The 17450-nt window shown below is 64.0% G+C and carries 16 protein-coding genes; 14 read left to right on the top strand and 2 right to left on the bottom strand.

Annotation, left to right across the window (positions count from 1 at the left end; all coding sequences use genetic code 11):
* Positions 1 to 70: 70 nt before the first annotated feature.
* Entirely contained in the window at positions 71 to 376 is a 306-nt protein-coding gene (locus L6639_RS02860; protein ID WP_237858766.1) for a hypothetical protein, read from the bottom strand.
* 293 nt (positions 377 to 669) lie between these two features.
* Here L6639_RS02860 and cysS point away from each other — a divergent pair, with 293 nt between their 5' ends.
* The 4 genes from cysS to L6639_RS02840 all read left to right on the top strand — a co-directional run bounded on the left by cysS (position 670) and on the right by L6639_RS02840 (position 4787).
* The gene (gene cysS, locus L6639_RS02855; protein WP_237858764.1) at positions 670 to 2067 is read left to right on the top strand and encodes a cysteine--tRNA ligase; all 1398 of its coding nucleotides are present in this window, start codon (positions 670 to 672) and stop codon (positions 2065 to 2067) included.
* A gap of 115 nt (positions 2068 to 2182) precedes the next feature.
* Positions 2183 to 2692 carry a GNAT family N-acetyltransferase gene (locus tag L6639_RS02850; protein WP_237858761.1) on the top strand — a complete coding sequence of 170 codons (510 nt, stop codon included), beginning with the start codon at positions 2183 to 2185 and terminating at the stop codon, positions 2690 to 2692.
* Complete coding sequence (gene cimA, locus L6639_RS02845; RefSeq protein ID WP_237858759.1) at positions 2689 to 4287, top strand: citramalate synthase; 1599 nt, start codon at positions 2689 to 2691, stop codon at positions 4285 to 4287. Before L6639_RS02850 ends, cimA begins: the two co-directional genes overlap by 4 nt.
* Before the next feature lie 122 nt (positions 4288 to 4409).
* Complete coding sequence (locus L6639_RS02840) at positions 4410 to 4787, top strand: VOC family protein (RefSeq protein WP_237858757.1); 378 nt, start codon at positions 4410 to 4412, stop codon at positions 4785 to 4787.
* Between the two features lie 2 nt (positions 4788 to 4789).
* On the opposite strand, the gene L6639_RS02835 is transcribed toward L6639_RS02840, so the two are convergent.
* Complete coding sequence (locus L6639_RS02835; protein ID WP_237858756.1) at positions 4790 to 5395, bottom strand: LOG family protein; 606 nt, start codon at positions 5393 to 5395, stop codon at positions 4790 to 4792.
* A gap of 202 nt (positions 5396 to 5597) precedes the next feature.
* Here L6639_RS02835 and L6639_RS02830 point away from each other — a divergent pair, with 202 nt between their 5' ends.
* The 10 genes from L6639_RS02830 to L6639_RS02785 all read left to right on the top strand — a co-directional run bounded on the left by L6639_RS02830 (position 5598) and on the right by L6639_RS02785 (position 17446).
* Complete coding sequence (locus L6639_RS02830) at positions 5598 to 7538, top strand: ABCB family ABC transporter ATP-binding protein/permease (RefSeq protein WP_237858755.1); 1941 nt, start codon at positions 5598 to 5600, stop codon at positions 7536 to 7538.
* 75 nt (positions 7539 to 7613) lie between these two features.
* Positions 7614 to 8318 (top strand): phosphatidylserine decarboxylase, encoded by a 705-nt coding sequence (locus tag L6639_RS02825; RefSeq protein ID WP_338076520.1) that lies wholly within the window; start codon positions 7614 to 7616, stop codon positions 8316 to 8318.
* A gap of 87 nt (positions 8319 to 8405) precedes the next feature.
* On the top strand, positions 8406 to 9287 hold the full coding sequence (locus L6639_RS02820; RefSeq protein ID WP_237858753.1) for a CDP-alcohol phosphatidyltransferase family protein: 882 nt from the start codon (positions 8406 to 8408) through the stop codon (positions 9285 to 9287).
* 120 nt (positions 9288 to 9407) lie between these two features.
* Positions 9408 to 10127, top strand: a complete 720-nt coding sequence (locus L6639_RS02815; RefSeq protein WP_237858752.1) for an RraA family protein — start codon at positions 9408 to 9410, stop codon at positions 10125 to 10127.
* A gap of 13 nt (positions 10128 to 10140) precedes the next feature.
* The gene (locus tag L6639_RS02810) at positions 10141 to 10965 is read left to right on the top strand and encodes an SDR family NAD(P)-dependent oxidoreductase (protein ID WP_237858743.1); all 825 of its coding nucleotides are present in this window, start codon (positions 10141 to 10143) and stop codon (positions 10963 to 10965) included.
* A gap of 212 nt (positions 10966 to 11177) precedes the next feature.
* Positions 11178 to 11951 (top strand): motility protein A, encoded by a 774-nt coding sequence (locus L6639_RS02805; protein WP_237858742.1) that lies wholly within the window; start codon positions 11178 to 11180, stop codon positions 11949 to 11951.
* Positions 11952 to 11975: 24 nt separating this feature from the next.
* Positions 11976 to 12806 (top strand): OmpA/MotB family protein, encoded by an 831-nt coding sequence (locus L6639_RS02800; protein ID WP_237858741.1) that lies wholly within the window; start codon positions 11976 to 11978, stop codon positions 12804 to 12806.
* A gap of 174 nt (positions 12807 to 12980) precedes the next feature.
* The gene (locus tag L6639_RS02795; protein ID WP_237858740.1) at positions 12981 to 14879 is read left to right on the top strand and encodes a potassium transporter Kup; all 1899 of its coding nucleotides are present in this window, start codon (positions 12981 to 12983) and stop codon (positions 14877 to 14879) included.
* Between the two features lie 155 nt (positions 14880 to 15034).
* Positions 15035 to 16963, top strand: a complete 1929-nt coding sequence (locus L6639_RS02790; protein WP_237858738.1) for a potassium transporter Kup — start codon at positions 15035 to 15037, stop codon at positions 16961 to 16963.
* A gap of 156 nt (positions 16964 to 17119) precedes the next feature.
* Positions 17120 to 17446, top strand: coding sequence for a rhodanese-like domain-containing protein (locus L6639_RS02785; RefSeq protein ID WP_027532212.1), 327 nt, complete (start codon positions 17120 to 17122; stop codon positions 17444 to 17446).
* The last annotated feature ends 4 nt before the right edge of the window (positions 17447 to 17450 follow it).

Raw genomic sequence — 17450 nt, 5'->3', positions numbered from 1 at the left:
TTCCCGCGGCATCGTCACGTCGTTTCAGGGGCCGAAGACTGGTCCTAAGGTCCGCCAGTTCCGAGCGAATTCAGCGCTGGCAGGTGATTGCGACATATTCGTCGCAATGGCCATGGGAGCAGTTTGCGCCGGATTTGGGGACAGAGCCGGTAATTTCGTCGGGATCGACCCGGCGGTAGGCGGATGCCTGTGCAAAGTCCCGTGACTGGCAGTAGGTGCGGGCGACCTGGGCGCCGCATTTATCGCCCTTGGCTAGGCACTGGTCGACGCCATGGCCGTCGGCCTGGTTGCCAATGATGAAGACGCGGGTCTCGGCCCAGGCGCTGGATGCAGCAAGGATCGAGGCGCAGGAAATAAGCGCGAGCAAGGATCGCATGAAAACACCTTGGGGCAAAAATAGGAACCGCCAGTTCCAGAATGGGCTCAAATGGTTAAGGATGATGAACCATCTCGGCGGGGGGCCGCGCTTTGCGGAAATAAAGCGGCATTTCCGTGGCTCTCTTGACGAAAGCCGGCCTGATAGCCCATATGTCGCCGCATGAACGGTCTCCTCGCCATCTGCATTATTTGCCGCGAGATTACGAGCTAGCGATTCGCTGGCTGGAGCCGTCTTTTCTCAAAACACATTGAGAGCACTGGACGCCCGGCCAACAGCCGACGGGTGTCCATATGGAATTGCGTCTCTACGATACGTTGACGAAGGAGAAGCGCACCTTCGTGCCGCTCGATGCGAACAACGTCCGCATGTATGTCTGCGGACCGACCGTCTATGACTTCGCCCATATCGGCAACGCCCGGCCGGTGATCGTGTTCGACGTGCTGTTTCGGCTGCTTCGCCATCTCTATGGCGAGGCGCACGTCAAATATGTCCGCAACATCACCGACGTTGACGACAAGATCAACGACCGCGCCGCGCGGGACTTTCCCGGCCTGCCGTTGAACGAGGCGATCCGCAAGGTCACCGAGCAGACCGGCAGGCAGTTTCACGCCGACGTCGATGCGCTTGGCGCGCTCCGTCCGAGCGTCGAGCCGCGCGCGACCGAGCATATCGCCGAGATGCGCGAGATCATCGAACGGCTCGTTGCCGGTGGCTTCGCATATGCCGCCGAGGACCACGTGCTGTTCTCACCGCAGGCGATGAATGCGGCCAACGACGGACTGCCGCGCTACGGCGCGCTGTCTAATCGCTCGCTGGACGAGATGATCGCCGGCGCCCGCGTCGATGTCGCGCCCTACAAGAAGGACAACACCGATTTCGTGCTGTGGAAGCCATCCAAGCCCGGCGAGCCATCCTGGCCGTCGCCATCAGGCATCAAGGCCGAGGGCCGTCCGGGCTGGCACATCGAGTGCTCGGCCATGGCGTGGAAGCATCTCGGCGAGCAGTTCGACATCCATGGCGGCGGCATCGATCTCGTGTTTCCGCATCACGAGAACGAGGTCGCGCAGACCTGCTGCGCCTTCCACCGGCAGCGCATGGCGAACTACTGGATGCACAACGGCTTTCTGCAGGTCGAGAGCGAGAAGATGTCGAAGAGCCTCGGCAACTTCATCACCATCCACGAACTGCTGGCGGACTGGCCGGGTGAAGTGCTGCGCCTCAACATGTTGAAAACGCACTACACCTCGCCGATCGACTGGACCATGAAGTCGCTGGAGGAGAGCGGCAAGACGCTTGACGACTGGTATCGGATCGCCGCCGACGTCGAACCCGGCAAGCCGGCTGCGTCCGTGGTCGACGCGCTGCTCGACGATCTCAACACACCGCAGGCGATCGCGGCGCTGCACGGCCTACGGGGCAGCGACGTGCCCGCGCTTGCGGGCTCGTTGCGGCTGCTCGGCTTCCTCTCCGAGAGCGCGGCGCAATGGAGGGATCGCAAGCAGCAGGCGAGCGGCGTCGACGTCAACGAGGTCGAACGCCTGATCTCGGAGCGGACGGCCGCGCGTGCGCGCAAGGATTTCGCCGAGTCTGACCGTATTCGCGATCAGCTCGCCGCCATGGGGGTCCTGATCAAGGATGGCAAGGACGCCGAGGGCAAGCCGGTGACGACCTGGGAGCTCAAGCGATGACCCGGCCCGACACGCCTTTTCCGAGGCATTGGCTCTATTACATCGCGCTGAAAATCCTCCTGCTCGGCGCTGCGGTGGCGCTGGTGCTCAAGCTCTATGGGATGTGGTGAAGACGATGGGACAGACTTTGCCAAAGCCCGGTTTGCGGCCCTTCTTGCCGGCTGACGTGCCGGTTCTTGCCGGCATCTTCACCGCCAGCATCGAGGAGCTGACCGGTGACGATTATAGCGAGGCGCAGCAGCAAGCCTGGATGGAGACAGCGGAGGACGAAGAGTTCGGCAAGGGGCTCGCGTCCGACCTGACGCTGGTGGCGACGCTTGACGGCTCGCCCGTCGGCTTTGCCTCTCTTCGCGGCGCCGACCATATCCGCATGCTCTATGTTCACCCGGCCGTGGCGGGGCAGGGGATCGCAACCCTGCTGGTCGACGCGCTGGAGAAGCTTGCCGGCGGCCGCGGCGCCACCAACCTCACGGTCGATGCGAGCGACACCGCCCAAAACTTTTTCGCCAAGCGCGGCTACGCGGCGCAGCAGCGCAACAGCGTCACCGTCAACGACGAGTGGCTCGCCAACACCACCATGAAGAAGACGCTCGGCACGACACCGGCGTCAGGAGCGCTGCAATGAACAGGGAGCGCCTTTATCTATTCGACACCACACTGCGTGATGGGGCGCAGACCAACGGCGTCGATTTCACGCTGACCGACAAGCAGGTCATCGCAGGGATGCTCGACGATCTCGGCATCGACTATGTCGAGGGCGGCTATCCCGGAGCCAATCCGCTCGACACCGAGTTCTTCAGCTCCAAGCCGAAGCTCAACCATGCTCGTTTTACCGCCTTCGGCATGACGCGGCGGGCAGGGCGTTCGGTCTCCAACGATCCCGGTGTCGCCGGGCTGCTGGAGGCGAAGGCGGATGCGATTTGCTTCGTGGCAAAATCCTCCGCCTATCAGGTCCGTGTCGCGCTGGAGACGACGAAAGAGGAAAACCTCGCCTCCATCCGCGACAGCGTCGCAGCCGCAAAGGCCGCTGGCCGCGAGGTCATGCTTGACTGCGAGCATTTCTTCGACGGCTACAAGGAAGATGCCAGCTTTGCGTTCGCCTGTGCCAAGGCGGCCTATGACGCCGGCGCGCGCTGGGTGGTCCTGTGCGACACCAATGGCGGCACCATGCCACACGAGGTCGAGGCCATCGTCACTGAGGTGACAAAACACATTCCCGGCGATCATGTCGGCATCCACGCCCATAACGACACCGAGCAGGCAGTGGCCAACTCGCTCGCCGCGGTCCGCGCCGGAGCGCGGCAGATCCAGGGGACGCTGAACGGCCTCGGCGAGCGCTGCGGCAATGCCAATCTCTGCTCGCTGATCCCGACGCTGAAACTGAAGAAGGAATTTTCGGACGCCTTCGAGATCTCGGTCACGCCGGAGAAGCTGGCGACCCTCGTCAAAGTCTCGCGCACGCTCGATGACATGCTCAACCGCGTGCCGAACCGCCATGCGGCCTATGTCGGTGAGAGCGCCTTCGTCACCAAGACGGGCATTCACGCATCCGCCGTGATGAAGGATCCGCAGACCTACGAGCATGTGCTGCCTGAAACGGTCGGCAATCACCGCAAGGTGCTGGTGTCAGACCAGGCCGGCCGCTCCAACGTCATTGCCGAGCTCGATCGTGCCGGCATCGCCTACGAGAAGAGTGATCCGAAGCTGACGCGGCTGGTCGAGGAGTTGAAGGAGCGCGAGGCGCAGGGCTACGCCTATGAATCCGCCAATGCCTCGTTCGACCTGCTGGCGCGCCGGACACTTGGCAAGGTGCCGCATTATTTCGAGGTCGAGCAGTTCGACGTCAATGTCGAGCAGCGCTACAACGCGCTCGGCGAGCGCGTCACCGTGGCGCTCGCCGTGGTCAAGGTCGACGTCGCCGGCGAGCATCTGATCTCGGCCGCGGAAGGCAACGGTCCCGTCAACGCGCTCGACGTTGCCTTGCGCAAGGACCTCGGCAAGTACCAGAAATACATCGAAGGCTTGACGCTGATCGATTACCGCGTCCGTATCCTCAATGGCGGCACCGGCGCGGTGACGCGCGTCTTGATCGAGAGCGAGGACGAGAACGGCGATCGCTGGACCACGGTCGGCGTGTCCCCGAACATCATTGACGCCTCGTTCCAGGCGTTGATGGATTCGGTGATCTACAAGCTCGTGAAATCGGGCGCGCCGGCGTAGGGACCGGTGGTGCCGCAAACACCGTCATTGCGAGCGTAGCGAAGCAATCCAGAGTCTTTCCACGGCGGCAGTCTGGATTGCTTCGCTTCGCTCGCAATGACGAGGAGAGAGGATCGCTAACAATGATCGACCACATCTCCGTCGGCGTCAGCAATCTCGAGCGCTCCGCAAAATTCTATGAGGCCACGCTCGCGGCGCTTGGGCTCACGCGCCTCGTCACGCGACCGCGCACAGTCGGCTTCGGCAAGGCCTATCCCGAATTCTGGATCAACTTGCGCGAAGCCATGCCGCCTGTCCCCCCGGAGAGCGGCGTGCACATCTGTCTGCGCGCGAAGACGACAGGTGAGGTCGATGCATTCCACGCCGCAGCGGTTGCGAGCGGCGGCGCATCCGATGGTGCGCCGGGCATCCGCCCGCATGACCGCGTGCGCTACTACGCGGCTTTCGTGTCCGATCCCGACGGCAACCGGATCGAGGCGGTGACGTTTCCGGCAGAATAGACTTACAGCTTCCGCGCCACTTCCGGAGCGAGCTGCTTTTCCGTCTCGGCGATCTGTGCCGCTGCCGCCTTCAGCTTCGGCAGGATGTCCTCGACGCGATCGGCCTTGAGGATGTCGACCGAAAGACCGGCGCGGATGAACTCGGTCTGACGCATATGCGACAGCAGCGAGAACAGCGGCTCCCAGAAATTGTCGATGTTGGCGAGCAGCACCGGCTTGGCGTGCCGGCCGAGCTGCTTCCAGGTCAATTGCTCGACCAGCTCCTCCAGCGTGCCGAGGCCGCCCGGCAGCGCCACGAAGGCATCGGAGCGCTCGAACATCAGCCGCTTGCGCTCGTGCATGTCGGGGGTGACGATCATCTCCTGCACGCGCGTCAGCGCATTCTCACGCTTGCGCAGGAATTCGGGAATGATGCCGGTGACGGTGCCGCCGTGATCCAGCACGGAGGTCGCGACCGAGCCCATCAGGCCCAGCGAGCCGCCGCCATAGACCAGGCGGATGTTGTTCTCGGCGAGTGCCTTGCCGAACGCCTCGGCGCCTTCGGTGAAGTGGGGATTGGTTCCGGGGCCGGACCCGCAATAGACACAGACGGTTTTGATTGTGCTCATTGGCGCCATGATGCATTGCAGCGGAGGGCCGTCAAGCCCTTCCGGTGATTCGGACTACCCGGAAATCTACCGGTAAATGGCGACAAACAATCGAAGATTCGCCATCTGGCGGGGTGCGCTTGCCCCTGGAAGCTTCTATATGACGAGCGAAAACAGTTAATCGCAACGCGCCCGCATCCGGCGGGCCCTTCCAGGTTTCTTCATGAGCCCTCCTCATTCGCCCGACGTGCCTGAGCCCGGACCGCTGGAGCGGGCCACGCTGATGGGCACGCTGGCGCATCTGTGGCCCTATATCTGGCCCGGCGACCGCGTCGACCTGAAGATGCGTGTGGTCTGGTCGATTGTGCTGTTGCTCGCTGCCAAGCTGATCACCCTGTCGGTGCCGTTCAGCTTCAAATGGGCGACGGACGCATTGACCGGTGCCAACACCGCACCGGTGCAGGCCAGCAATTGGCACCTCTGGGTGATTGCATCGCCGTTGCTCCTGACGGCGAGCTACGGCGTCATGCGCATCGTGATGGCGGTGCTGACGCAATGGCGCGACGGCATCTTTGCCCGTGTCGCCATGCATGCGGTGCGCAAGCTCGCCACCATCACCTTCATCCATATGCACGAACTGTCGCTGCGCTTTCATCTGGAGCGCAAGACCGGCGGCCTGACGCGCGTGCTCGAGCGCGGTCGCTCGGGCATCGAGGTGATCGTGCGCATGGTGATCCTGCAGCTGATCCCGACCATCGTCGAGGTTTCGCTGCTGATGGCCGTGCTGCTCTGGCAGTTCGACTGGCGCTACGTGGCCGCCACGCTGATCACCGTCGCGGTCTACATGTACTACACCTACATCGCGACCGAGTGGCGGATCGGCATCCGCCGCAAGATGAACGATTCCGACACCGAGGCGAATACCAAGGCGATCGACTCGCTGCTCAATTACGAGACCGTCAAATATTTCAGCGCCGAGGCCCGCGAAGCCGAGCGCTACGACAAGTCGGTCGCGCGCTACGAGGAAGCGAGCATCCACACCTATACTTCGCTCGCGGTGCTCAACACCGGCCAGGCCGTGATATTCACGCTGGGCCTGACCGCGACCATGCTGATGTGCGCGATCGGCGTGCGCAATGGAACCAACACGGTTGGCGATTTCGTGCTGGTCAACGCCATGATGATCCAGCTCTACCAACCCCTGAATTTCATGGGCATGGTCTATCGCGAGATCAAGCAGGCGATCATCGACATCGAGAAGATGTTCAGCGTGATCCATCGCGAGGCCGAGATCAAGGACGCGCGCGATGCGCAGCCGCTCGTCGTTTCCGCCGGCACCGTGCGCTTCGAGGACGTGCGCTTTGCCTATGAGCCGACGCGGCCGATCCTCAAAGGCATCAGCTTCGAGGTGCCGGCCGGCAAGACGGTGGCGATCGTCGGCCCGTCCGGCGCCGGCAAGTCGACCATCTCGCGGCTGCTATTCCGCCTCTATGACATCTCTGGCGGCAAGATCCTGATCGACGGCCAGGACATCCGCAAAGTCACGCAGGCAAGCTTGCGCGCCTCGATCGGCATGGTCCCGCAGGACACGGTGTTGTTCAACGACACCATCCGCTACAACATCCGCTATGGCCGCTGGGACGCCAGCAATGACGAGGTCGAGGAGGCCGCTAGCCTCGCGCAAATCGATCATTTCATCCGCATGGCTCCGATGGGTTACGAGACCCAGGTCGGCGAGCGCGGCCTGAAACTGTCGGGCGGCGAGAAGCAGCGCGTCGCGATCGCGCGCACCGTGTTGAAGGCGCCGCCGATCCTGGTGCTTGACGAGGCGACCTCGGCGCTCGACACCCACACCGAGCACGAGATCCAGGGCGCGCTCGACCGCGTGGCGAAGAACCGCACCTCGCTTGTGATCGCGCACCGGCTCTCGACCATCGTCGGTGCCGACGAGATCATCGTGCTCGACCAGGGCCGTATCGCCGAGCGCGGCACCCATGCCAGCCTGCTTGCACAGGACGGTCTCTACGCCAGCATGTGGAACAGGCAGCGCGAGGCCGAGGCCGCGCGCGAGAAATTGGCCCGTATGGCCGACAGCAGCGAGGCGCCCAACCGGGAGCCGCCGCCGGTGGAGGACGCCCTGACGGCGCAGGCGGCCGCGGAGTGAGCTTGTCTCCGGTCCCAACTCTGGCCTAAACAGGCTCGCGCGACCCACCCGTGCCATCAACCCCTCCAGCGGCAGATAGCGATGTCCATCCTCGATTCGATCCAACGTCAGATCCCGCCGATCCACAAGGAGGGCTATCCCTTCATCGGCATCTTCGCGGCGGTGAGCATCTTCCTGATGTGGCTGTGGTCGCCGCTGGGCTGGATCGGCACGATCCTCACCGTGTGGTGCGCGCTGTTCTTCCGCGATCCCGTGCGCGTGACGCCGCAGCGCGACGGGCTCGTGGTGTCGCCCGCCGACGGCCGTGTCTCGATGATCACCATGGCGCTGCCGCCGGCCGAGCTCGGGCTCGGCGACCGGCCGCTGCCGCGCATCTCGGTGTTCATGAGTGTGTTCAACTGCCATGTGAATCGCAGCCCGGTGGCGGGCAGGGTGGACCGTATCGCCTATCGGCCGGGGCTCTTCATCAACGCCGAGCTCGACAAGGCGAGCGAGGACAATGAACGCAATTCACTCGTCATCTCGACGCCGCAGGGCCGTATCGGCGTGATCCAGATCGCAGGCCTCGTGGCCAAGCGCATCGTCTCCTTCGTCAAGGAGGGGCAGGCGGTCGGCGCCGGCGAGCGGTTCGGCCTGATCCGCTTCGGCTCGCGGCTCGACGTCTACCTGCCTGTCGGTACCAAGGCGCTGGTCTCGGAGGGGCAGACTGCGATCGCCGGCGAGACCATCCTGGCCGACCTTACCGGCGACGACCCCGGCCGCACTTACCGCGCCAATTAACCAACGCGCCGCTGTCGGGGCCCTTCCGCCGCGATGGCGGAGGGGAACACGGCTTGCTATATCTCGCTGAGAGGTGAGGACGAGCCAATGACGCCCTACGACTACCGAGATCCCGATATTCGCCGCCGGCGGTTCCGCCCGATCCCGGTGCGCATGCTGGTGCCCAACGTCATCACGCTGCTGGCGATCTGTGCCGGCCTGACCTCGATCCGGCTGTCGATCGAAGGGCGGATGACGCTTGCCGTCTACGCCATCGTGTTCGCGGCCGCGCTCGACGGCATCGACGGCCGCGTCGCGCGCATGATCAAGGGCCAGTCCAAGTTCGGCGCCGAGCTCGACAGCCTTGCCGACTTCGTCAATTTCGGCGTCGCGCCCGGCCTGATGCTGTACTTCTGGCAGCTGCACGAGCTCGGCAATGCCGGCTGGATCGCCGCGATGGTGTTCGCGATATCAGGTGGCCTGCGGCTTGCGCGCTTCAACGCCACCATGGACGATCCGAACAAGCCCGCCTTCGCCGCCAATTTCTTCACCGGCGTGCCGGCGCCGGCCGGTGCCATCACCGTGCTGCTGCCGATCTATGTCGCGTTTCTCGAGCTCGGCCGCGCGCCCGCGGCGCTGACCGCGGCCTATACGCTGCTGATCGCCTTCCTGATGGTCTCGCGCCTGCCGGTGTTCTCCGGCAAGACCAAGCGCATGCGCGTGTCGCCAGAGCTGGTGCTGCCGGCTTTCGTCGCGGTCGTCGTCTTCATTGCGATCCTGATTGCCTATCCCTGGCACGTGCTGTCGGTCGGCACGGCGCTGTATCTGCTCTGCCTGCCGCTCGGTTACAAATCTTACCGCGATCAGGCGCGCGCGCTGCAAGCTGCGTCGCCTGCCGGCGGCGAAGTGCCGCCGCCGCCGTCCGCGCCGACAATGGCGAGCCTGTCGGAGCCACCGCGCGATGATGACCGGCCTGGCCGGCTGCACTGAGCTATCGCGCGCGGATATCTGCCATGAGAGCGCCTGAGTTGGGCTGAGGCCCGATCTCGGCTATATCGCCCTGTGCCGGCGGCATCGCGTCAATCAGCCGCCAATCTGGGAGAGAACGCCGTGACCAATACCGCGACCGGGCCGCTGCCCGCTTCCGTCCTCGAAGCGCTGGGCCGCTATGACACGCCGACGATCTGCAATGCCATGGAGATCGTGGCGCCCGAGCGCCGCCTGATCGGCTACACCACCAAGCAGTTGGTCTGCCCGTTCCCGGATCTGCCGCCGATCGTCGGCTATGCCCGCACGGTCGCGATCCGCTCGGTGTTGAAATCGTCGCTTGCACCCGAAGAGCAGTCGAAGCGCCGCATCGAATATTACGAATATGTCGGCACCGGCCACGGTCCGCGCATCTCGGTGATCCAGGACATCGATGGTCCGGACGTCGGCTACGGCGCGTTCTGGGGCGAGGTGCAAAGCAACGTGCACAAGGCGCTCGGTTGCCTCGGCGTCATCACCGACGGCTCGATCCGCGACATCCCGCAATGGGCGCCTGGTTTCCAGGCGCTGGCCGGCTCGATCGGCCCGTCGCATGCATGGGTGCATGCCGAGAGCTTCGGCGGCGAGGTGCGCGTCGCCGGCATGACCGTGAGGTCGGATGATCTGATCCACGCCGACCAGCATGGCGCCATTGTAATCCCACTGGACGTCGCAGCGAAACTGCCTGAGGCCGCCGAGCTCTGCGGCCGTCGCGAGACGCCGATCCTCGAGATCGCGCGCAGCCCCGACTTTTCGCTGGAGAAGCTGAAAGCGGCGCTGAAGCGCTCGGCGGAGATTCACTGACGGGGAATAGTCGATGGACATGCGCGGCAAGACGGTGCTGATCACGGGCTCGACCGATGGTGTCGGGCGCTATGTTGCAACCCGTCTTGCCGCCGAAGGTGCTGATGTCCTGATCCATGGCCGCGACGCGGCGCGTGCGAAAACCCTGATCGACGAGATCGTGAAGGCCGGCCGCGCTGCGCCGACCTTCTATCAGGCCGATCTGTCGTCAATGGCAGGTGCGCGCGAGCTTGCCGCAGCGGTGATCCGGGATCACAAGCGTCTCGACGTCTTCGTCAGCAACGCCGGCATTGGTTCGCAGAACGACGGCCCGCAACGACAGGAGAGCCGCGACGGTTACGAGCTGCGCTTCGCCGTGAACTATCTCTCCGGCTTCCTGCTCGTCCGTTTGCTGCTGCCGTTGCTGAAGGCCGCCGCGCCCTCGCGCATCGTCAATGTCGCGTCGCTCGGCCAGCATCCGATCGATTTCGACGACGTCATGATCACGAAAGGCTATAGCGGCTCGCGCGCCTATGCGCAGAGCAAGCTGTCGCAGATCATGTTCACGATCGATCTCGCGGAGGAGTTGAAGGGGGCCGGCATCACCGTGAACGCGCTGCATCCGGCGACTTACATGAACACCACGATGGTTCGCGCCGGCGGCATTGCGCCGATGTCGACCGTGGAGCAGGGCGGTGCGGCGATCCTCCATCTGGTCGAGGGCGACGACGTTGCCGCTAGAAGCGGCCTGTTCTTCAACGGCATGAACGAAGCGCGTGCCAATCCGCAGGCCTATGATGCCGATGCGCGCCGGCAGCTGCGCGCGCTCAGCCTGAAGCTGACAGGGCTGTCGTCCTGACGGCCTCATTTATGGTTAGCAAAGTGTTGAGATCGATGTCGCAGAACGGCAAAGCCGCCGTCGTTCCGTTGCGTTGCGCCGCTCGGTCGCAGCGGATGAACTTAACCTTTACGCGGCTTTAAGGGCACCACTCTACGGTTTCCGATGCGGTTCGGGGTTGGACCGCGCCACCGGCCAGGATGGCCGTTGTTGCGTTCGCGTTGGAGTCTCCCATGGATATCATGACGGGCGTCGGCCTCGTGGCGGGCATAATCGTCATCGCGACGATGATGCTGCTGGGAGGCGATCTTCACATGTTCATCTCCGAGCATGCGATGATCATCATCTTCGGCGGATCGACTGCAGCGACCATGATCCGGTTTCCGCTCTCGGCGCTGATGCACGGCCTGCCGCTCGGCGCCAAGTTCGCCTTCACCATGAGCCGTCTGTCGGCGCACGACCTCGTCGACGAGCTCGCCCGCATCGCCGAGATCGCCCGCAAGCAGGGTCCGGTCGGTCTCGAAAAGGTCGAGACCGACGAGCCGTTCCTCGCCAAGGGCATCCGCTATGTCGCCGACGGTTACGACCTCGATTTCATCCGCGACAATCTCGAACGCGACCGCGACAACTTCCTCATGCACCTCGACGAGGGGAGCAAGATCTATCGCGCCGTCGGCGATTGCGCCCCGGCCTTCGGCATGGTCGGCACCCTGATCGGCATGGTGCAGATGTTCGCCAACATGACCGACCCCTCCAAGCTCGGCCCGTTCATGGCGACCGCGCTGCTCGCGACGCTGTACGGCGCGCTGGTCGCCAACCTTTTCTGCATCCCGATCGCCGACAAGCTGCATGGCAAGCTCCTGGACGAAGAGACCAATCGCACGCTGATCATCGACGGCATCCTGATGATACGCGATTCCAAGAGCCCGACGCTCGTGCGCGAAATGCTGCTGGCCTATCTGCCGGAGAAGCATCGCCACGCCGAAGGCGAGCCAGTGCCGGCCTGACGCCGCCCGCCGGGATTTTGAGATATGGCCAAGAAGAAGCGCGGCGACTCACATGGAGGCGGTCACGGCTGGTTCGTGACCTTCGCCGACCTGATGGGCCTGATGATGAGCTTCTTCGTGATGCTCGTGGCGTTCTCGACGCAGGATGCCAATAAGCTGAAGGTCGTCGCGGGCTCCATGCGGGATGCGTTCGGCGTCCAAAGCGAAGCGCGCTATGCCGGCATCGTCGAGTCGGACGGTCTGCCGACCCGGCCGCGGCTGAAGAACGTCGACCACATCGAGCCCGAGGACGCTTCCAACACGCCGACGCCGGACCAGGAAGATCGCGACCGCACGCAGGGCGCGAAGATGAAGATCGATCGCAATTTTGCACTGGCCGCGGCCTCGCTGCGCCAGGCGCTGCAGGACATGCCGGAACTGACCGAGATGTCCAAGCACATCATGTTCGAGGAGACCAAGCAGGGCCTCAATCTCGAGATCGTCGACCAGGACGGCCGCTCGATGTTCGCGGACGGATCCAAGGTGCCGTACGATCGCACCCGCCGCCTGATCGAGAAGCTCGCGGTCCCGCTCAAAGCCACACCCTTGCGCGTCTCCATTGCCGGCCACACCGCGGCGGGCTTCGTGCCGACACGCAGCGACTATGGTGCCTTCGACCTGTCGGCCGATCGCGCCAACGCGGTGCGCCAGATCCTGGAGCGCGAGGGCCTGCCGCCGTCGCACATCTTTTCCGTCTCCGGCAAGGCGGACACCCAGCCGTTGTTCCCGGACGATCCATCGCTCGCGGCGAATCGCCGCGTGACCATCACCCTGATGCGCGAAGATCCGCCGCTGCCGCCGAACTTGAAGCCCTAATCGCCTTGCGTTACTATTTTACCTGAGAGCGGCCGATCGCGATGACGGCGAGCGTGGCTGCTCCGTCACAGCATCTGCCGCGGCCCCTGCTATGGTGGTGGGCCGATTGACAGGCGTACCCGAAGCGTCGAAAGGCGCCGGATCAATTCCAGGGACGAAGCGTTTTCCACTCTCATGACGGCGAGCATCACACAGACCGAGACCCAGGAGGGGCCGGTCACATCAGGTTTTTGGGCCCTGACGCTCGGGAGCATCGGCGTCGTCTTCGGCGACATCGGCACCTCGCCACTCTACGCGTTTCATGAGGCGGTGAGGGGCGCAGCTCACGGCGCGCCGGTGACGCGGCTGATGGTGCTCGGCGTGCTGTCGCTGATCCTGTGGGCGCTCCTGATCGTCGTCACTGCCAAATACGTGTTGCTGTTGTTGCGCGCCGACAATAACGGGGAGGGCGGCACGCTCTCTTTGATGGCACTCGGCCAACGCGCGCTGGGGCGGCGGAGCTGGTTCCTGCTCGCCCTCGGCGTGGTCGGCGCCTCGATGTTCATCGGCGATTCCATGATCACGCCCGCGATCTCGGTGCTGTCAGCGGTCGACGGACTCAAGCTCGCGACGCCCGCATTCGAGCATTATGTCGTGCCACTCACGGTGCTGATCCTGGTGCTGCTGTTTGCGGTGCAGAGCAAGGGCACGGCGCTGGTCGCCTCGGCCTTCGGGCCAGTGATGGTGGTCTGGTTCGCCTGTCTTGCGGTGCTGGGCGTCATTCACATCGCCGACGACCCGTCGGTGCTGGCTGCGATCAATCCCTATTACGCACTGCAATTCCTGCTTTCGCACGGCACGATCGGCCTGGTGACGCTTGGCGCCGTGTTTCTCGCTGTGACCGGCGGCGAAGCGCTCTACGCCGACCTTGGCCATTTCGGCCGCAAGCCGATTCAATCGGCCTGGATGTTCTTTGTGCTGCCCTCGCTGCTGATCAACTATTTCGGGCAGGGCGCGCTGGTGCTGTCCAATCCGGGCGCGATCGAGCATTCATTCTATCGCATGGTGCCCGAGCATCTGGTGCTGCCGCTGGTCGGGCTTGCGACTGCTGCTACCGTCATCGCGAGCCAGGCGGTGATCACAGGTGCCTATTCGCTGGTCTATCAGGCCGTGCAGCTCGGTCTCCTGCCGCGCTTCGAGGTGCGCTACACGTCGGAGACCCACGCCGGTCAAATCTATCTGCCGCGCGTCAACCGGCTGCTGCTGATCGGCGTGATGCTGCTGGTGCTGTTGTTCCACACACCCAGCAATCTCGCTTCGGCCTATGGCATCGCGGTCTCCACCACCATGGTCGCCGACGGCATCATGGGTTTTGTCGTGATCTGGAAATTGTGGAACTGGAAGGCTGCGACCGCGGCGGTCGTGATCCTGCCCTTCGTCATGGTCGATATCACCTTCTTCAGCGCGAATTTGCTGAAGCTGCTCGAAGGCGCCTGGGTCCCGTTGCTGTTCGGTGCGGCGATGGCGGGGACGATCTGGACCTGGCGGCGCGGCTCGGGAATCCTGATCCAGAAGACGCGCCGGATCGAGGTGCCGTTGGACGATCTGATCCGCAGCCTGGAAAAGCGGCCGCCGCACGTCGTCAAGGGCACGGCGGTATTCCTGACCAGCGACCCAGCTTTCGTCCCGACCGCGCTGCTGCACAATCTCAAGCACAACAAAGTGCTGCATGAGCACAACGTGATCCTGACGATCGAGACCGGGCACACGCCGCGGGTCGATCTCTCCGAGCGCTTCAAGATGGAGAAGATCAGCGAGAAGTTCTCCAAGGTCCGCCTGCGCTTCGGCTTCATGGAGCAGCCCAACGTGCCCAAGGCGCTCGCGATTGCGCGCAAGCAAGGCTGGCAGTTCGACATCATGTCGACGTCGTTCTTCGTGTCGCGGCGCTCGCTGAAGGCCTCGGCGCAATCAGGCATGCCGCTCTGGCAGGACCATCTGTTCATCGCGCTCAGCCGTTCGGCCAATGACGCCACCGACTATTTCCAGATTCCGACCGGTCGGGTGGTTGAAGTCGGAACCCAAGTCACCATCTGAGGCGGCAATTGGGACGCAATGACGGACCCATGCGAAATTTGCATGCCAAGGGCCCAGAATCGGGCTAGGCTATGCCGGCAGCGCAGGACTATAAGCCGCGCGCTCTCTTCAGCCGTTGTGCAGTGAAGCATTTTTAGAGGCCACCAGGCTCTCCCATGACAAGTGACGTAGCAGTTCCCGCCCCGGAAACGGCGGCGACCAATGGGCATGGCGATGCCCACACCACCGCCGGCTTTGGCGCGCTGACGCTCGGCAGCATCGGCGTCGTCTACGGCGATATCGGCACCAGCCCGCTCTACGCGTTCCGCGAGGCGGTGATTGCGGCGTCCGGCGCGGAAGGCGCGCCGACGTCGGCGGCCGTCCTCGGCGTGGCGTCCCTGATCCTGTGGGCGCTCATTGTCGTGGTGACGCTCAAATACGTCGTGATCCTCCTGCGCGCCGACAACAACGGCGAGGGCGGCACGCTGGCTCTGATGGCCCTGGCCCAGCGCGCGGTCGGCACCGGCGGGGCGACCATTGTCATGCTCGGCATCATCTCCGGCGCCCTGTTTTACGGCGATGCCGTGATCACGCCGGCACTGTCGGTGCTGTCGGCGATCGAAGGCATGAAGGACGTCACCCTGACGTTCGAGCCCTATATCGTTCCGCTGACAGTGGTGATCCTGGTGGTCCTGTTCGCCGTGCAATCCCGCGGCACCGCCCGTGTTGCGGCGTTCTTCGGACCTGTCATGTGCGTCTGGTTTGCGGTGATCGCTGCGGCGGCAATCCACCCGATCATCCAGCAGCCGCAGGTGCTGTTTGCCCTGAATCCCCTCTACGCCGTGTCCTTCATGCTGCATCATGGTATCATCGGCTTCGTGACGCTGGGCGCGGTGTTCTTGGCGGTCACCGGTGCCGAGGCGCTCTATGCCGACCTCGGCCATTTCGGCAAGCGGCCGATCCAGACCGCCTGGCTGTTCATCGTGCTGCCGTCGCTGGCGCTGAACTATCTTGGGCAGGGTGCGCTCGTGCTCGCCGATCCCGCCGCGATCGAGAGTCCGTTCTTCCAACTGTTTTCGCAAGGCTGGATGCGCGGCGGCATGGTCGTGCTTGCGACTGCCGCCACCGTGATCGCAAGCCAGGCCGTCATCACCGGCGCTTATTCGCTGACGCGGCAGGCGATTCAGCTGGGCTTGCTGCCGCGTTTTGAAATTCGCCATACGTCGGAAGCCCATTCCGGCCAGATCTTCATCCCACGCATCAACCAGCTGCTGCTGGTTGCCGTGGTACTGTTGGTGCTGTTGTTCCGCTCATCCAGCGCGCTGGCCTCGGCCTATGGTATCTCCGTGACCGGAACCATGGTGGTCACGGCGATGATGGGCTTTGTCGTGATCTGGAAGGTATGGCGGTGGTCGCCGTTTGCGGCGGCCGCCCTGATCGCGCCGTTCCTGTTCCTCGACCTGACGTTCCTCGCCGCCAACCTGCTCAAGGTGTTCGAGGGCGGCTGGGTGCCCCTCGCGCTTGGCTCGCTCATGATCATCATGATGTACACCTGGCGGCGCGGCAGCCGGCTGCTGTTCGAAAAGTCGCGCAAGCTGGAATTCCCGCTGGCCGACCTCGTGGCGATGCTGGAGAAGCGGCCGCCGCAGCGGGTGCCCGGAACCGCGGTGTTCCTGACCAGCGATCCCCTGAGCGCGCCGACCGCGCTGATGCATAGTCTGAAACACTACAAAGTGCTTCACGAGAAGAATGTCATTCTCACCATCGAGACCGCGCAGACCCCGCGCATCGATCCGGCCGAGCGGGTGAAGCTGGAGGCGATCAGCCCGACCTTCTCCAAGGTGACGCTGAAGTTCGGCTTCATGGAATCGCCCAACGTGCCGAAGGCCCTGGCGATCGCCCGCAAGCTCGGCTGGCAGTTCGACATCATGTCGACCTCGTTCTTCCTGTCACGGCGGGCGCTCAAGCCTGCTGTCCATTCGGGCATGCCGCGCTGGCAGGACCGGCTGTTTATCTCGCTCAGCCGCTCCGCCAACGACGCCACCGACTATTTCCAGATCCCATCGGGGCGCGTGGTCGAGGTCGGCACGCAAGTCACGATCTAGGGCTGGATTCAAAGCGCGCTTCAACTCGCTGCGATTTAGCTTTAACTTGCGCAAGGCAGCTCAAGCCTTTGTAGCGCTTGATTTTCGCATGCCGAGAGGCGAGGTTGCCGCCGCCGGGATCGCCCCGGCGCGAGCCCTGCGACGTTGGAGGATGATGTGGCAAATCAAGTACAGGATCTGACCCCCGAGGAGGTTTCCAAGGGTGTCGCAGAGGGCCGCTATCTGCTCGTCGACGTCCGTGAGCCGAACGAGGTCGAGGCCGAGGCCTACCCTTACGGCGTGGTCGTGCCGCTCTCGACCTTCGATCCCAAGGCGATCCCCGATCCCCAAGGCAAGGAGGTCGTGTTCGCGTGCCGCTCCGGCAAGCGCTCGGTGACCGCCTCACTCGCCGCCCAGGCTGCAGGCCTGCCTTACGACAAGCATCTGGCCGGCGGCATGCTCGGCTGGAAGGCGGCGGGTCTCCCCAGCAAGGTCGGTGGCTAACGTC

This window comes from Bradyrhizobium zhengyangense (assembly GCF_022012555.1).
GTDB lineage: Bacteria > Pseudomonadota > Alphaproteobacteria > Rhizobiales > Xanthobacteraceae > Bradyrhizobium > Bradyrhizobium zhengyangense.
This window is presented reverse-complemented; position numbering and strand designations above follow the sequence as displayed.

Excerpts from the sequence above, each read along its gene's own strand:
- L6639_RS02840 (WP_237858757.1), top strand. The coding sequence starts at position 4,410 with ATGATCGACCACATCTCCGTCGGCGTCAGCAATCTCGAGCGCTCCGCA.
- L6639_RS02830 (WP_237858755.1), top strand. The coding sequence starts at position 5,598 with ATGAGCCCTCCTCATTCGCCCGACGTGCCTGAGCCCGGACCGCTGGAG.
- cysS (WP_237858764.1), top strand. The coding sequence starts at position 670 with ATGGAATTGCGTCTCTACGATACGTTGACGAAGGAGAAGCGCACCTTC.
- cimA (WP_237858759.1), top strand. The coding sequence starts at position 2,689 with ATGAACAGGGAGCGCCTTTATCTATTCGACACCACACTGCGTGATGGG.
- L6639_RS02835 (WP_237858756.1), bottom strand. The coding sequence starts at position 5,395 with ATGAGCACAATCAAAACCGTCTGTGTCTATTGCGGGTCCGGCCCCGGA.
- L6639_RS02800 (WP_237858741.1), top strand. The coding sequence starts at position 11,976 with ATGGCCAAGAAGAAGCGCGGCGACTCACATGGAGGCGGTCACGGCTGG.
- L6639_RS02795 (WP_237858740.1), top strand. The coding sequence starts at position 12,981 with ATGACGGCGAGCATCACACAGACCGAGACCCAGGAGGGGCCGGTCACA.
- L6639_RS02850 (WP_237858761.1), top strand. The coding sequence starts at position 2,183 with ATGGGACAGACTTTGCCAAAGCCCGGTTTGCGGCCCTTCTTGCCGGCT.
- L6639_RS02860 (WP_237858766.1), bottom strand. The coding sequence starts at position 376 with ATGCGATCCTTGCTCGCGCTTATTTCCTGCGCCTCGATCCTTGCTGCA.
- L6639_RS02810 (WP_237858743.1), top strand. The coding sequence starts at position 10,141 with ATGGACATGCGCGGCAAGACGGTGCTGATCACGGGCTCGACCGATGGT.
- L6639_RS02820 (WP_237858753.1), top strand. The coding sequence starts at position 8,406 with ATGACGCCCTACGACTACCGAGATCCCGATATTCGCCGCCGGCGGTTC.
- L6639_RS02790 (WP_237858738.1), top strand. The coding sequence starts at position 15,035 with ATGACAAGTGACGTAGCAGTTCCCGCCCCGGAAACGGCGGCGACCAAT.
- L6639_RS02805 (WP_237858742.1), top strand. The coding sequence starts at position 11,178 with ATGGATATCATGACGGGCGTCGGCCTCGTGGCGGGCATAATCGTCATC.